A 14,461-nucleotide genomic window follows, 5' to 3' on the forward strand; every position below is an offset into this window, starting at 1 on the left:
GGAGAATTTAAGTCACTGGAGAATCAATGACTTACGCAGCTAGCGTGAGATTTTCATTGCCCGAAAGCGTCAGCTATCGCGAGATTTTCATTGCGAAAATCGTCTAAGAGGAGAATTCGCAAGGCGCTGCTTTTACACGACCACGAGACAACGCGCCGAATGGCTTCCTATGCGCTAAGAGTGGTCGCGCATTGACAACTTGTCAATACGAGCCAATTGGGGGGGGGCGGGTCGATCTGGGGGCGCTTTCAATGATGGTCAGACAGGCAGTGTGACCAAATTGAAGTCGAGAGAACTTGAGGCTACGTAGCTGGCCTCAGCGTCCGGTGAGGCTATTGAGGTGGGACTCTAGCTCTTTTGTGCGCGTGTAAAGCACGCCATCAATGGCTGCATCGAAGTCTGATGCCTGGAGATCAGCTCGTAGCTGTCGAATGGGGATTCCGGCGATCTTCGACCACCGTTTGATAGAGGTATGGCCGGCGAGCAGCCGACTGATATCGCCACCCAGGAAGTAAAGCTCGCGCCTCCACCCCAAAGGCTTGAGCAGCCCCAACGAGCACGCCTGAGTGATTTCTTGCTTGTTCATCCCAATGATGGCGATAGTCTGCAAAAGAGGACATTGAGCATTCTCTAAGGAGGCGAGATGCCTCTCCATCCAAGCCAGCAGGGCAGCGGTGCCTACGCGAGCCCCATCAAGTAGAGAATTTCGCTCTGGATTGGGTTTGAATGGAACTTCGTTCAGCAGGATGCCTGCCAGCACATGTCCCAGATTGCCACCATGAGCTGCTGCGATGCGGGCTGCATGCTCCATATCGGTGAGCGAACCCGAAGCATCTGAATCCAGCTGTTCAATCTGCTTGGCCAATTCAACGAGATCAAAACGAGAATCCCGGACAGATTTGTGGCCGATAAGCCCTTGAATGGCAGCTGACTCAAGCAGCGGCAGGATTTCGGTTGCCTCACACCCAAGAACTTGTGACAGCAACCGATGATCAACGAGCGCCATTGGATTTGCGTTGTCTTCTGCGGGCTCATTGACCGAATGTCGCCCCGCAAGGCAATCGAAAACTCGTAGAGGCCATGGTAGTCCCAGCTTTTCTTTCAACGCATAAATCGGCAGATAAATGGCTGATGCTCCAATTGAAGCAGTAGCCGATCTATGGCTCCAGCAAGCTTCGACCCATGACTCCATCGCCGTTGAATCATTGAGCAAGGCGTACGCCTGCTCCAGAAGCAGGGGCCAGCGAGCGACTTCTGTGGGCGGCCTCTCACGAGCAGACAGGTCACTGCTCAAAGGTTCAAGGACGCACTGAAGAGCTAGTAGTAGATCGCGAATAAAATTGTTGAGCCCGGTCGTGTCGATTAAACATGCACGAAGCGCTGAAGCATATGCCGGTAGTTGCACCGGCCTAGTAGAGTCTTTGAGGCCGACCCCGCACGAAGGGCATTTGCAATCGAACAGCTCTTCCGACCAGGTGAATGGGGCATTGCAGTACGGGCACGCATGGATCAGTTCATGGTCATGCTCATTGCAATGGGTGAACGGCAACTGGCCAAAGTACGACGGTATCCGCTTTTCTTTTTCATTCAGGCAAGCCGTACAGACCCTGGGGACGCGGAGCTCAAGATTGCGGTAAATCCGCGTGGAATCATGCGGTGTGACCTTCGCCAAAGTCTCGTCTCGCACGATCAGGCTTTCCAGTTCGGCACCGCTCAGTCCCAGCCACTGGGCCACGGTTATGAGGGTGTCCGAGGATTGATGGTTTTGTGCCCTGGTGCCCTTAATATTGAGCGTCGAGAAGAACTCTCGTACTGATCCCCGGCCATTCGCAATGGCTAGTCGCAGCAGATAAGCTGAGAAGTGCTCACCAGCATCTGGCCGAAGACGGACAGGCAGTAGTTTCTGATCAGACATTTGCCCGTAGCGCCAGTGCGCGCTCTACCTGTGGCATAGGCAGCAGAAACGGATTGCCCACTTTACTCAAGCTTCCAGTGGTGAACTCAAAGGCACGAGCAAGATGCTTAATGCAGACCTGCTCCTTTCCATCGGTTTCTTCGAGTGCGTGCTCCAGCAGGTTTGAAACGAAACCATGCAGACCACTGGTGGCAAGGTGAATGCGTTTCAGCATCTCTTCATCTGTCAGATTAATGCATGGCACTCCGATGATCTGCTGGTAGCCAGCCATCAAATTTTTCCAGGCCTTTGATCCTAGAGCGGCAGGCATGATCTCAACAGATGCATTGAAACGACGAAGGAGCTGATCCTCCTCATGCTTGCCCTTAATCGTATCAGTCAACAGTCGGCTAGCATGGGGCAATCCGACCAGCACGAATGGAATCTGCGTATCCCTAGTAATGCTTTTGATGGTGTCAGCGGCCTCTTGGGTGCGTCCATGCGTATGCTCGGGGAGCACATGCTGAATCTCATCGATGATGATCAACTTCACGCAGAGCGAGCTTGCAAGGCGATTAAATCGCCGAATCAGAGCGCGTGTGGTGCCTTTGTCAGGCTCAGGGTCGCCGCATGCATCTAGCAAAGCCGAGAGGATGTCGTTGACCCGAACACGAGCATGGAGCGACACATACAGAATCGGGCGCTCAATGCGATCCTCCCGTGCTACGTCGGGATAAAAATGCCGGTAGGTGTCAACGATGGTTGATTTACCGGCACCACTCGGGCCCAGCAACATCAGGCTTTTCGGGTTTTTCCCTTGGGTTGTCTTGTGGCTGCGCCTGATTGCCTCTGTAGCCTCATCGAATTGTTTGTTCCGAAACGTCCGCTGCAAGAATGCAACCGTATGGGGTTTACGCTGCAAGGGGTCAGTCAATGGTGACGACATAGTCATCATCCTCATCAGTCTGTGGCCGGCTCTCGTATCCAGTCGTGCTGGCCGCAATCGGTTTGCTGGGGGTACTCAGGATGAAGTCCAGGTAGACTGGACTATCGAAATCATCAAGTGGAACATCAGGGCCTTTACGCCGTTTGCTGCTATAGCCCTCACGAACACCGCCATCTATGACAGGGGCAGCTTGGGCAGTTGTCCGGGCCGTGCGCTTTGAACGCAACTCAGCGAACGAGAGACCTTCGGCCTCAGCAGCAAGAATGTTCGGCACCTCGAACAAACGATTAGTTTGGGGGTTAACCACGCTAATTGCAGATGCATCAAGCGGATCACGATAGATAGTGACTTTAATATCAGATCTGACCCCCGGCTTTTTTGAGGGCTCCAGATCGTGATAAAGGCGCTGCAATTCATCAGAATTAAATGCCTGGTAGTCGCAAGTAATCCCTGTCGCGTGTTTGAGTTGTTTCTCTTCGCGCACTCCACGCAGCAACTGGGTATAGGGAATATCTTCGAGAATGATCGGCGGATGCGATTTTGCGCTTTCAGCCCAGACCTGGGCAGGGGTTTTCCCATTCAGACCACTGTGGGGAGTATTGTGATACTCAATAATGAACTCACTAAAGGCTTGACGAAACTCGGCGACGGTGTGAACTGCTGCCTGTTTGACGGTTTCATCAGACTGAAATCTTCTGTCACGCTTACCGAGGTAGCCATCAAAGCCACTGAAAAATCTCGTTCGGCATGTTCCAATGAAGCGCTCAATCATCGGCTTTCCCCATCCCATTCGTGTCGCCGTCTTCGCGATATTTACTTGGATACCTGCAAAAAATCTCACAGCATCCTCTGAAACATATGCTACTCCTTGATCTACTAAGACAGTGCATGGCAGACCAAAGAACGGGTAAAGAGGGTCATGTTTTTTAGAAATTGCATATCGAAGCGTGTGGATTACACAGCCTGATGATTCGCTATGCTTTCCGATATGAATCCCATAGCCCAGAACAGCGCGCGAATAGTCGTCCATTACAAAATAGATGCTTGGCATTCCAACGTATTGGCCAAGAATATTTTTCAGGCCGTAATTGAAGTGGGCTGCATCCATTGAAGCCAATTCAAGAATATGCCTGAGCTTCGTCTTTGCAGTGGCCGAGCGGCCTTCTTCACGCGCAGCACTTTCTCCGTACCTTTTTCTTATGGCAGACAATCGATCTAGTTTTTGGATTCTGCGTTCGAAGCTAGAGAGGGATGGGCACGGGCCCAAATATTGTCTATTAAAATAGGCTCTCGTAAATTCTATATAAGCCTTATAGATCGTGCATTTTGACTTTCTGAGGTATACAGACTGAATAACCTCGTCCATCAGATTAAAAATCTCATCTGGTATGACAGGGCGTCTGTGCCTTTGTTTTCCAAAAAGAACATTTGTCATGTTCTTTCCGTTGTCAATCCACTTCCTGTAAATTTTATGGATTGTCGATTTGCTTGGCGGGCTGGCGTCGCCAATATCCGCAGCTACTTTTGAAATTACGCGCTCTCTGACACCTTTCGCACAAGGCTTTTTCTCATTACTCAGTTCAATGCAGTACTTTTCAAGGCGAATAACCTCTTTCTTCTGCTCATCATCCAATTGGATATGGCAGGGGTTATATGCTGTCCGCCTGACCAGGCTCATCTCGCCATCTCTATAGGCATCAGCCAAAGCCACGTGGGAGATTGAGAGCGCTGAACTATCTAGAAACTTAATGACAGCAATGCTGTTGTCATAGTAGTCAATTTCCCCAGTTTTCCCACGAAAAGAAATGGGGTCACCGACAGTGAGATATTGAAGGCTCATTGTTTTATAATCCTTGTGCTGCCCACTAGCGGTGACGTTATGTCAAAGGACAGGTAGCCGTGGGCCAGAAGAGCGAGTGGCGTAACGTCCCGAGCTCCAAGTCGCTTTGCGCAATCGATAAGGTCGCCATAACATAGCTCTTGAGGCAGGGCTTTCATTATTTCCATGGCGTCTGGCTTATTAACATCTACTCGCCTATACGAGTACAGAACCTTCAAATTATCGATCCGCTTTCCAACTCGAATATCACCATCAGTAATGATCTCTAGGCGCGAATCGTAAGACCTCATTATTTGCCTATTAATTAGCGCAAATTTTGCCTTGAGCTCTTCGTTAACGCGATTGCTCATCTTGACTTCACGAAAAACAAATTCAGCGGAGGATTTTCGCTTTAACAAAGAGTCTGGCGTATATCGGCAGACCTTCCCTATGGCATTTTTGTACTGTATTGAAATGGGCTGTGTTTTATAACGCTCAATGTCGTCATCAAACTCCATGACAAGCAGGGCATCGAGCTCAAGCATGCTTTCACACCAGCAATAGCTCTGGTTTTTCAGCGAGTAGAAGTAATGGATCGATTTCGACCACATCCCTTTTGGCAGCACCTTCGACTTCACAAGCAACCCACTCAAGACATCAACGCGATGATGCAAATACTATGGGATCTCGGATGTCTGTCAAGAGGAAAAATAGCATCATCATGTTGATGTTAGTATCCCTGGCGGCTAGGATGAGTGATACGCACAAGAAGGAAGTGAGATGGTGACCCTCTCAGAAATCGCTGAAATCCGCGCAGGGCATGCGTTTCGCGGTGCTATCACGCCTGACTTTGAAGCACACAGCCGGGTGATCCAGATCCGCGACGCTGATCAACAGAGTGGGGTGGATTGGACAGGCTTGGAGCGCTGTACCATAGCTGCTCGCAAAGAGCCGGACTGGTTACAAGCTGGAGACATCCTTTTCCAAGCACGTGGACGTAAGAATTTCGCCGTGTGCGTGGCTGAGGTGCCTTACGCAAAGGTCATCTGCACGCAGCACTTTTTCGTAATTCGTGTTCATGACCAGCGATTCAACCCAACTTTCATCGAGTGGCAACTGAACCAATCAGGTGCTCAACGTCACTTCGAGCTGAACACACCGGACGTCAACACCCGGCACATCACACTGGCAACTCTGAGTGCGACCCCGGTCGTACTCGCTGATCAAGATACGCAGCAACAGCTACATCAACTCGCCACCCTAGCTCGAAAAGAGCGGCTTCTCTTCGAGGCCATGATGAGAACGAGGCAACAGCAGATCTCGGCGGTAGCCAGCCAAATCCTTGGGAAGGGCATCGTATGAGCCAGATGTGCCTGATGGATTTAGTCACGGCTAATCCGGCCTACCGAAAGCTAGCGGCACACTTATTCCTTCTGATCTTGTGGAGCCGCGATTCGTCTGAGGAAGAAGTGCCAGAGTCGTTTGAAGACGGATTTTTTGAACGTGTCGCCTGGCAAGTCGGCGAGACCTCACCGTTGCTTGGGGATGCACTCCGCAAAAAGCTAGGAATATACAAGCTGGAGACCGGCTCGCTAGCCGCTCACCATGAGTATTTCCGTACGATTGCACGCGGATTAGCTGAGGATGACTCGCTGAGACCAATGCTGCTGGAGATGCTCCTTCAATCGATTGAAGCTGATGGCTCTTATGACGGGGCGAGGCCTTGCCCTGGAGAGCTTATCCAAGTGATCGCAGGCATCTGCCAGCAGGCAGGAGGGCGCTCTTACTACGACCCCATCAGCGCGAATGGACGACTGCTTGCCCAGCTCGTTTCCAACTCAAGCCCATCAGCTTGGGGGCTGGGCCAATCCTCTGCTGACGAAGACATCCTGCATGGGCTGCTACGCGCTTTCTTCCAGCACAATTCTCTGACATTCGAAAAGGCCGATGCCCTGAAGTCCCCTCCGGTTGATGGAGTAGGGCTTCAGGTTTTTGATTCAGTGGTTTCTGACCTGTCAGGTGGTGCCGAGGCATGGGATCCAGAGCTTGGCGTTAGGGATCCATTTGGTCGGTTCAGATACGGTGCAGCCCCAAAAGGGAAAGGTGAGTGGCCGTTCATACAGCACATGCTCGCGTGCATGCGCCCAGACCACGGATTGGCAATTGCAGTTGTAGATCAGGCAGCACTGCTACGAGCGGGTAAAGATGCTGAAATCAGACGGGGCATCATTCAGGCCAATCTACTGGATGCAGTGATTTATCTCCCGCCAAAGCTTTATCGCAGTGACGCACGTCCGCTCGTGATCCTTGTCTTCAAGTCGTCACGACAAAGCCACTCGGTACTGCTTGTAGATGGCAGCAAGCTCTACACCTCTGAAAAAAGCCTCAACACGCTCACGCAAGCAGGTATCCAACAGATCCAGGAGCAGTACTCGCGACGTGAACCTGTTGACGGCACTGCTGTGCTTCTGAGTATCGCTGAGCTTGAAAGCAATAGCTTCGCGCTGAACCCAGGGCGATATTTCTTAGCCCGTGCTGATGAAGGACTACATGATCTCGACGCCCTGAGCCGTGAGCATGAGCACATTAAACGTGAGCTCTGGGATGTAGGTGCTCAGATCGACGAATTGCTCGGCAGACTAGCTGGGTAAGCCGCCCGATGAAAAGCCAGCGAAAGATGGCCATGCTCGCCGCCGCGATGCTCGAAGACTTCCCTGAGATCATCTCTGGTTATGTTGTTGATGCACGCATCGAGTCTCTCTGCCTGACGGGCACTGCGTTCAAAGCATTTGGCTATCCCAACGGTGCACACCTGGTAACCACCGAAATAATGCAGGTCACGCATTTTTCGCCGAACCGCTGGATGATCAAAACACAGGACGATGACTGTTTCGTAATCGCATCCTTTGCTCGCGGTGGTCGCCAGTCCGTGCAGATCTTGGCAGACAAGTTTGAAACCGCACATCTCTCGCAATCCAACTGGTGCCTGCACTAAATGTGAGGAGGGCACATGGACGAGTTAGGTGCTGTGACGAACATGCTCTACGGCCCCGGAGAACCTATGCAGGGCTCCCCAATGACCGATGACCAGGCACTGGGCTACATGCGTGGACTACGCCCGTATTCTGAATTCTGTCTGGTCAGAGACTGGATCTGGATTGACCTAAATGTCACGCCGGCACAGCTTGCAGAGTTGGAAAAAACTCGCCGCCAGCCTGTGATCATCTTTTCTCACAGAGTGATATACGACTCCATGAGGCGCTGGGACGTTGGTGACCTTGTCCGAACCTCTCTGCTGCATGAGTTCCGTGATGGCTTTCTGTTTCAGACGTTGAACACGGATTATGTGCTCTTGGGTCAGGGCATGAGGAAAAGGGCCGCACTCGAAACGGTTGGCCGCATTGTCTTTTGATCTCGGTGACGCCTATGACTGATCGGATACAGAACGACTCATCGTGCGGGGTTTGCGGTAGCGGTACGCAGGTGCCTGGTTATGGTGAGCAATTCGGTACACTTTCTGCGCGCTGGGGCTATGGCTCGCGCCATGATGGCGAGCATTATCGCGTGAAGCTCTGCGAAGGCTGCTTTTTTGGAGATCCTAGCGTATCTCCGTGAGCAACGGCGGACTCAAACGATGTGCGATGAAGCCCAACCCAAGGACGATTGCGTCTTTGGCCTGACTGCGCGTGGCGATTACTTTGGTGAGTCATAACAGGCTCAGGACTTTATTTTGGAGCAGGCATGATCTCGGCCAATTCATCTCCCTTGCTTATCGGTTGGGACGTAGGTGCCTGGAACTGCGACAGGAACCCCAGCAGCCGCGATGCTTTGGTCGTTCTCGATAGCCAGCGGAAGCTCATGGGGAGGCCCTGGCGCGGAAGCCTTCGCCGGGTGATCAATCAGTCAGCGGGTACAGATGATTTTATCCATCGGCTCTTGGGACTTTGCAAGCTGGATGACCATGACCAATCAGCACCAGTGGTCTTGGCCATCGATACCCCGCTGGGCTTTTCTCAGGGGTTCATCGATCTACTGATAAACGGCCATGCAGCTGACACGATTGATTGGTCATCTGAGAACCCCTACCTGTTCCGTCGAACTGAGCGTTTTCTCTTTGAGCGTGGGCTGAGCCCGCTATCAGCGCTGAAGGACATGATTGGTAGTCAGGCGACCAAGGGTATGCATGTGCTGGCTCGCTTCGCCCCTCAAATTGAGACCTGCGGGGTATGGACAGACGGTGCGCGGTTACGTGCTATTGAGGCATATCCCAGTGCCTGCAAGCATTCGGCCACCATGGCTGAATTGCACCAGGGATTCGGTATCAGGGGACAAGCCGGTGGTGGGCTGCCAGAGGGATTCCATCATGGCGATGAACTGGACGCATTGACCTGTGCCTTGATCGCCTGGCTATTTCACTTTCAGCCGGAAAAGCTGCTCCAGCCGGAGCCAAATGTACCCGTCAAGGAAGGCTGGATCTTCGCTCCAGTCGATGGCTTGGACGACCCGACGCAATGAATGCGAATTCTTCGACATATGAAGACAGTGTTCTGCTCAGCCAGGATGAAGTATCAGAGTACCTTGCAGAATTTGGCGACAAAGAGGTTTACCTCCGTGAAGCGGTGCTATTGCTTCCAGTGGAGAAGGTCTTTGACTTGCTGGATATCAACCTCCGCTCTCTCTGGGAGGCAAGCAGGTCGATTCGCAGAGGGCTTCCAACGAGCAAAACTGCGCTGAAGTACCTTTCGCAACCAGCATCAGATATTTCCATCAAGGCGCAACACAGGTTCATCCGGGCTGTGCCTATACCCAGGCAGTCAGCAGAACTCTCCATAGCTCAATTAGAAAATGGGTTTACCGTTCCCACAATCACGAGCTGGCTTGGCTTTCTAGAGCTGTCTCGCCTTAACCCAGCAGTACTGAACTACTGGAAGGACAGGCTGTACTCACTCTCGGAGCTCAGCGGGCGAGTGATTCACTCATTGCCAAATAAGCGTGATCGTTTTCTTGCCTACACCTCATCAGAGGTGGTTGATCTGCTCGGATGTCCGGCAAGCCGTCAGCCGATGATTGATCTGCTGCATGACCTCACCGAAGACGAGCTCGCGCAGAGCAGAGCACTTGCTCAGCTGATGTCTGCCGATAGCTGGGCGGCGCTACTCAGGCTGGCCGCATGGTTCATGGCAGATTCGCAGGTAGCTAACTGGGAGTTCGAAGTAGAGGAAGGGACGCAGAATGTCATCCGTGCATCTTGGGCAACACCGAAGTGGTGCGCATTAAGCCAGTCATGGTCAAACCCTATGGAGGCCGCACTTGAAAAGCTCGCATCCCTTGCAGGTTTAACTAAGAAAAGACCTGGGCCAGTCACTTACCTCGGAAAGCTCTGGGCTGCACACGATGGCATGGGGCCAGAGTCAAGAATTCGCCTGCTTCGGAACTGGGTGCAACTCAAAGGGGGGCGTCCGTCTTTCCAGATGCTTCTGGATCTGATCAAAGTCAGTTATGACCTGCACATCAAGCAAAGAGGTGATCTGCCGCACGATGCACAAGCAAATTACTGGGAGGGAGCCTGCGTGTTTCGATTTGCCGAGACCATTTCCATACTCAATCGAGATTTGCAGCGCGCTGGTTTGCCGACTGAATTACTGATTTCGCTCATGGGCGTGTATGAAGCCGAGTACCGGAAAGCTCGCTGCTTGTTGGGCAAGCCCATAGGAAACTGAAGGCGCCGTAAAGGCGCCTTCAATTCGGGTGATCAGATTCGATCCTCCCAGTCCTCAGGACGCTCATCGTACCCACGTGACTCCCAGTAGGAGTCATGGTTCGGGTTCAGCTGGTTAGCGTGGTTGTCTTGATCACTTTTCTGGCTCATGGCCGTCTCCCTCAGTTGAAGCCCGCAGGAATTTGCGTGCGGGGTCAGTATCGGAAACAGCCTGGTTCCGAAATAGGGAATTGAAATGGAAATTTTCTACTGGAAAATTCTAGCGGGGCAGGTGTAGTGGTCAGCCGTCAGTCTCGAATCCAGGTAATGCTTCATGGCATCAGGGTTCGTCGCGATTTTCTTAACAAATTTGATAATGCTTTCCTTACCAATAACCTGCCTCGATTGATGCCTGGTCGGCTTTTTCAAGCCACGGTGGCCGCAGCTCGACGCTTGTAGCGAACCAGTGGATGGTTGTTGATCCTCTTCATCTCGAACAAGTCGATGGCCGCGAACAGATCTACCAGCCGTGGATATCCATAGTTGCGTGAGTCAAAGGATGCTTGGTTCCCAATGCGACTACCTACCACGCTCAGGTGAGCCCAGCCGTCTTCGCTCTCGGCGTATGCCACTGCATTTCTCAGTAGGTTCAGTAGTTTGGTATCACCCTTGAGTTCCTTACCCGACTTCCTGCTCGGAGACATCGCGTGACCAGTGTCTTCAGCGGCCAGGCTTTTCTCCAAGTGAGTGATCAACGCAGTGGATTGGTCATCTGTTAACGCAGGTTGGTCGAAGTACAGAAACCTAGAGCAAGCGTTGACGAAAGGCTCTGGTGCCTTGCGCTCACCGAAGCCCCGCTAGAACGTCACCGATTTTGCGGCTGGGCGCGTTGTCTGCGTCGATAAACATTGCGACGTTCAAATTCTGTAGCTGACCACCCATACAAACTCCCTAGAGCCTGGAAGGGAAAGCTCTTCCAGGCTTTATTTCTATAAGACCAAGATCAAAGATCACTAGCCCTAAACAGGCCTCTCATTGCCAGCTCCAAGCGTCCTTTGGACTGCGCTGACACTTTTTGAAGGCCAATCTCTTTCGCCATGCCTTGAACCAACCCGTCACTGGAAGTTCCCGAATCAACCATGTGCCGGGCCAGAGATTCCAACTCGGGCAGACAGATTTCATCTACGGTGCGGAAACTATCCGCATCATCTGGACGCCGGAATCGCACTTGCCCATCCGTTTCGTAATGACTTGGCCAATAGAAGGCGCTATCTGCCTCCAAAGTGAGTCGATGATCGCGCCCAGCAATCTCAGTTACTCGGGCCAGAATTCGAGCACCAGTGCGAACCCAGCCATGAGCTCTGGCGATCCTTTGGGCCAAGATGCTATCCAGTACAGGGCCCTCCTGATGAATAACATGGGCGATCATGGCCGAGAGAACTTCGTCATACTCGGGATTGAAGAATGCATCCGGGTCAGCTACTGCTGCTTCAAGAGGGTTCGATTTCCGGTAGGAGACAGGGGCTAATACAGGCGCATTGACAGGGTCGATTGAGACCTTATGTGCATACTGACCCGCACGCTCACTATCAGTCTCGGTTTCGCAAGCTGACGGCAACTCAATGTTCTCCTCCATAGGGTTGACGCCATTGCCTTCGGTTTCGACGACAGTCGAGATCAGCTCCTCGCTTAATTCCAGCTTGACTCGTTTGGCTCGACTTTCTGCAAGAATCTCTTCCAAACGAGCATGGACTTTCTCAGCTGTTCCGATGGGATTGATCCACCAGTCCGTCGACCAGATCCGCACAATTTCCCACCCCAGTCCACGAAGAACTTGTTCGCGGAGCATGTCACGGTCTCGGGCCGTTGCACTACGGTGATAGGTCGCACCATCGCACTCAACCCCAGCCAGGTACCTGCCAGGCGCATCAGGATCAATAACCCCGAGGTCGATACGGAAGGAGGAAACTCCGACCTGGGTCACTACATGCCAACCTTTCTTACTCAAGGCTCGCGCAACTTGCTCTTCAAAGGGGCTGTCGAAGCCGCCTAGGGAAACTCTGAAGAAGACTTCCCGAATCTGGTGAAATACGCCGATCCCGTTGCCCGAGTATCCCGATGAAGCAGATGACTTTCGCCGACGCTGAGTACGCCGGCAAGCGCAAGCAGACCCGCAAGGAACTGTTCCTGATTGAGATGGATCAGGTTGTGCCGTGGAAGGGGTTGATTGCCTTGATCGAGCCGTACTACCCGAAGGGTGAAGGCGGTCGCCCGGCGTATCCGTTGATGGCGATGCTGCGCATACATCTGATGCAGAACTGGTTCGGCTACAGCGATCCGGCGATGGAGGAAGCGCTGTACGAAACGACCATCCTGCGCCAGTTCGCCGGGTTGAGCCTGGAGCGCATCCCCGACGAAACCACCATCCTCAACTTCCGCCGCCTGCTGGAGAAACACGAGTTGGCGGCCGGCATCCTCGGTGTGATCAATGGTTACCTGGGCGACCGTGGCCTGTCGCTGCGCCAGGGCACCATCGTCGACGCCACGTTGATCCATGCGCCGAGTTCGACCAAGAACAAGGACGGCAAGCGTGATCCAGAGATGCACCAGACCAAGAAGGGCAACCAGTATTACTTCGGCATGAAGGCCCATATCGGCGTCGATGACGAATCTGGCTTGGTGCACAGCGTGGTGGGCACGGCGGCCAATGTGGCGGACATTACCCAGGTCGACAAGTTGCTGCACGGCGACGAGAACGTGGTTTGTACGGATGCGGGCTATACCGGGGTTGAAAAGCGCCCGGAGCATGAAAGCCAGAAGGTTATCTGGCAGGTGGCGGCACGCCGCAGCACCTACAAGAAGCTCGATAAGCGCAGTGCGCTATACAAGGCCAAGCGCAAGATCGAGAAGGCCAAGGCCCAGGTGCGTGCCAAGGTCGAGCATCCGTTCCGCGTGATCAAGCGGCAGTTCGGCTACACCAAGGGATGGTCTGAAAAAGACTTCCTGAATCTGGTGAAATACGCCGATCCCGTTGCCCGAGTTTCCCGATGAAGCAAATGACCTTCGCCGACGCCGAGTACGCCGGCAAGCGCAAGCAGACCCGCAAGGAATTGTTCCTGATCGAGATGGATCAGGTGGTGCCGTGGAAGGGTTTGATTGCCCTGATCGAGCCGCACTACCCCAAGGGTGAAGGCGGTCGTCCGTCCTATCCGCTGATGGCGATGCTGCGGGTTCATCTGATGCAGAACTGGTTCGGCTACAGCGATCCGGCGATGGAGGAGGCGCTGTACGAGACCACAATCTTGCGCCAGTTTGCCGGGCTGAACCTGGAGCGCATTCCCGACGAAACCACCATCCTCAATTTCCGTCGCCTGCTGGAGAAGCACGAGTTGGCGGCCGGGATTCTGGCGGTGATCAATGGTTACCTGGGCGACCGGGGCCTGTCGCTGCGCCAGGGCACCATCGTCGATGCCACGCTGATCCATGCGCCGAGTTCGACCAAGAATCAGGACGGCAAGCGCGACCCGGAAATGCACCAGACGAAGAAGGGAAACCAGTATTACTTCGGCATGAAGGCGCACATCGGCGCCGATGCCGAGTCCGGCCTGGTGCACAGCGTGGTGGGGACGGCAGCCAACGTTGCAGACGTTACCCAGGTCGACAAACTGCTGCACGGAGAGGAAAACATGGTGGGTGCCGACGCAGGTTACACCGGCGTCGAGAAGCGCCCGGAACATGAAGGCCGGGAGGTGATCTGGCAGGTCGCGGCCCGCCGCAGTACGTACAAGAAGCTGAGTAAGCGCAGCGCGCTGTACAAAGCCAAGCGCAAGATCGAGAAGGCCAAGGCCCAGGTGCGCGCCAAGGTCGAGCACCCGTTCCGGGTGATCAAGCGCCAGTTCGGTTATGTGAAGACACGCTTCCGTGGCCTGGCGAAGAACACGGCGCAGCTGGTGACATTGTTTGCGCTGTCGAACCTGTGGATGGCGCGCCGGCATTTGCTGACGAATGCAGGAGAGGTGCACCTGTAATGTGGGAAATGGCCGCAACGAGGTGCACGCGGCGACAAAAAACACAGGAATGAGCGGGTGATCTGGTCGTTTTTGA

13 protein-coding genes and 1 pseudogene are annotated in these 14,461 nt (G+C 53.4%); 8 read left to right on the forward strand and 6 right to left on the reverse strand.

The window, feature by feature from the left end; translation table 11 throughout:
- Positions 1-316: 316 nt before the first annotated feature.
- Genes ACIGKL_RS16200 through ACIGKL_RS16215 form a run of 4 tightly spaced genes read right to left on the reverse strand, consistent with a single transcriptional unit; the run spans position 317 to position 5,204 of the window.
- Positions 317-1,915 carry a TniQ family protein gene (locus ACIGKL_RS16200; protein ID WP_397487562.1) on the reverse strand — a complete coding sequence of 533 codons (1,599 nt, stop codon included), beginning with the start codon at positions 1,913-1,915 and terminating at the stop codon, positions 317-319.
- Positions 1,908-2,840, reverse strand: a complete 933-nt coding sequence (locus ACIGKL_RS16205) for a TniB family NTP-binding protein (protein WP_397487563.1) — start codon at positions 2,838-2,840, stop codon at positions 1,908-1,910. The genes ACIGKL_RS16200 and ACIGKL_RS16205 overlap by 8 nt, the downstream gene beginning before the upstream one ends.
- On the reverse strand, positions 2,821-4,680 hold the full coding sequence (locus ACIGKL_RS16210; protein ID WP_397487565.1) for a hypothetical protein: 1,860 nt from the start codon (positions 4,678-4,680) through the stop codon (positions 2,821-2,823). The genes ACIGKL_RS16205 and ACIGKL_RS16210 overlap by 20 nt, the downstream gene beginning before the upstream one ends.
- Positions 4,677-5,204 (reverse strand): Tn7 transposase TnsA N-terminal domain-containing protein, encoded by a 528-nt coding sequence (locus tag ACIGKL_RS16215; RefSeq protein ID WP_397487566.1) that lies wholly within the window; start codon positions 5,202-5,204, stop codon positions 4,677-4,679. Before ACIGKL_RS16215 ends, ACIGKL_RS16210 begins: the two co-directional genes overlap by 4 nt.
- A gap of 235 nt (positions 5,205-5,439) precedes the next feature.
- On the opposite strand from ACIGKL_RS16215, the gene ACIGKL_RS16220 reads away from it, so the two are divergent.
- The 6 genes from ACIGKL_RS16220 to ACIGKL_RS16245 all read left to right on the forward strand — a co-directional run bounded on the left by ACIGKL_RS16220 (position 5,440) and on the right by ACIGKL_RS16245 (position 10,379).
- A complete protein-coding gene (locus ACIGKL_RS16220) occupies positions 5,440-6,021 on the forward strand; it encodes a hypothetical protein (protein ID WP_397487567.1) in 582 nt (193 codons plus the stop codon).
- Complete coding sequence (locus ACIGKL_RS16225; RefSeq protein ID WP_397487568.1) at positions 6,018-7,310, forward strand: N-6 DNA methylase; 1,293 nt, start codon at positions 6,018-6,020, stop codon at positions 7,308-7,310. Before ACIGKL_RS16220 ends, ACIGKL_RS16225 begins: the two co-directional genes overlap by 4 nt.
- A gap of 26 nt (positions 7,311-7,336) precedes the next feature.
- The gene (locus ACIGKL_RS16230) at positions 7,337-7,654 is read left to right on the forward strand and encodes a hypothetical protein (protein ID WP_397487569.1); all 318 of its coding nucleotides are present in this window, start codon (positions 7,337-7,339) and stop codon (positions 7,652-7,654) included.
- A gap of 15 nt (positions 7,655-7,669) precedes the next feature.
- Positions 7,670-8,071, forward strand: a complete 402-nt coding sequence (locus ACIGKL_RS16235; RefSeq protein WP_397487570.1) for a DUF6957 family protein — start codon at positions 7,670-7,672, stop codon at positions 8,069-8,071.
- A gap of 329 nt (positions 8,072-8,400) precedes the next feature.
- Positions 8,401-9,174: a hypothetical protein gene (locus tag ACIGKL_RS16240; RefSeq protein WP_397487571.1), complete on the forward strand. Its 774-nt coding sequence runs from the start codon at positions 8,401-8,403 to the stop codon at positions 9,172-9,174.
- Positions 9,171-10,379 carry a hypothetical protein gene (locus ACIGKL_RS16245; RefSeq protein WP_397487572.1) on the forward strand — a complete coding sequence of 403 codons (1,209 nt, stop codon included), beginning with the start codon at positions 9,171-9,173 and terminating at the stop codon, positions 10,377-10,379. The genes ACIGKL_RS16240 and ACIGKL_RS16245 overlap by 4 nt, the downstream gene beginning before the upstream one ends.
- Positions 10,380-10,782: 403 nt before the next feature.
- Here ACIGKL_RS16245 and ACIGKL_RS16250 read toward each other — a convergent pair whose 3' ends face one another.
- Positions 10,783-11,061: an OST-HTH/LOTUS domain-containing protein gene (locus ACIGKL_RS16250; protein ID WP_397487874.1), complete on the reverse strand. Its 279-nt coding sequence runs from the start codon at positions 11,059-11,061 to the stop codon at positions 10,783-10,785.
- Between the two features lie 299 nt (positions 11,062-11,360).
- Positions 11,361-12,455 carry a DUF3320 domain-containing protein gene (locus ACIGKL_RS16255; RefSeq protein ID WP_397487875.1) on the reverse strand — a complete coding sequence of 365 codons (1,095 nt, stop codon included), beginning with the start codon at positions 12,453-12,455 and terminating at the stop codon, positions 11,361-11,363.
- 20 nt (positions 12,456-12,475) lie between these two features.
- Here ACIGKL_RS16255 and ACIGKL_RS16260 point away from each other — a divergent pair.
- Both ACIGKL_RS16260 and ACIGKL_RS16265 read left to right on the forward strand, forming a co-directional pair.
- A pseudogene (locus ACIGKL_RS16260) lies at positions 12,476-13,339 on the forward strand (IS5 family transposase); the annotation flags it as partial.
- A 65-nt stretch (positions 13,340-13,404) separates the two neighbouring features.
- Positions 13,405-14,385 carry an IS5 family transposase gene (locus ACIGKL_RS16265; RefSeq protein ID WP_397487573.1) on the forward strand — a complete coding sequence of 327 codons (981 nt, stop codon included), beginning with the start codon at positions 13,405-13,407 and terminating at the stop codon, positions 14,383-14,385.
- The last annotated feature ends 76 nt before the right edge of the window (positions 14,386-14,461 follow it).

The organism is Pseudomonas sp. NPDC077186 (assembly GCF_044543505.1).
Taxonomy (GTDB): Bacteria; Pseudomonadota; Gammaproteobacteria; order Pseudomonadales; family Pseudomonadaceae; genus Aquipseudomonas.

Bases quoted from the DNA above. Each gene is read 5' to 3' on its own strand.
- ACIGKL_RS16220 (WP_397487567.1), top strand. From the start codon at position 5,440: ATGGTGACCCTCTCAGAAATCGCTGAAATCCGCGCAGGGCATGCGTTT.
- ACIGKL_RS16245 (WP_397487572.1), top strand. From the start codon at position 9,171: ATGAATGCGAATTCTTCGACATATGAAGACAGTGTTCTGCTCAGCCAG.
- ACIGKL_RS16215 (WP_397487566.1), bottom strand. From the start codon at position 5,204: ATGCTTGAGCTCGATGCCCTGCTTGTCATGGAGTTTGATGACGACATT.
- ACIGKL_RS16210 (WP_397487565.1), bottom strand. From the start codon at position 4,680: ATGAGCCTTCAATATCTCACTGTCGGTGACCCCATTTCTTTTCGTGGG.
- ACIGKL_RS16240 (WP_397487571.1), top strand. From the start codon at position 8,401: ATGATCTCGGCCAATTCATCTCCCTTGCTTATCGGTTGGGACGTAGGT.
- ACIGKL_RS16205 (WP_397487563.1), bottom strand. From the start codon at position 2,840: ATGTCGTCACCATTGACTGACCCCTTGCAGCGTAAACCCCATACGGTT.
- ACIGKL_RS16225 (WP_397487568.1), top strand. From the start codon at position 6,018: ATGAGCCAGATGTGCCTGATGGATTTAGTCACGGCTAATCCGGCCTAC.
- ACIGKL_RS16235 (WP_397487570.1), top strand. From the start codon at position 7,670: ATGGACGAGTTAGGTGCTGTGACGAACATGCTCTACGGCCCCGGAGAA.
- ACIGKL_RS16265 (WP_397487573.1), top strand. From the start codon at position 13,405: ATGAAGCAAATGACCTTCGCCGACGCCGAGTACGCCGGCAAGCGCAAG.
- ACIGKL_RS16200 (WP_397487562.1), bottom strand. From the start codon at position 1,915: ATGTCTGATCAGAAACTACTGCCTGTCCGTCTTCGGCCAGATGCTGGT.
- ACIGKL_RS16250 (WP_397487874.1), bottom strand. From the start codon at position 11,061: ATGTCTCCGAGCAGGAAGTCGGGTAAGGAACTCAAGGGTGATACCAAA.
- ACIGKL_RS16230 (WP_397487569.1), top strand. From the start codon at position 7,337: ATGGCCATGCTCGCCGCCGCGATGCTCGAAGACTTCCCTGAGATCATC.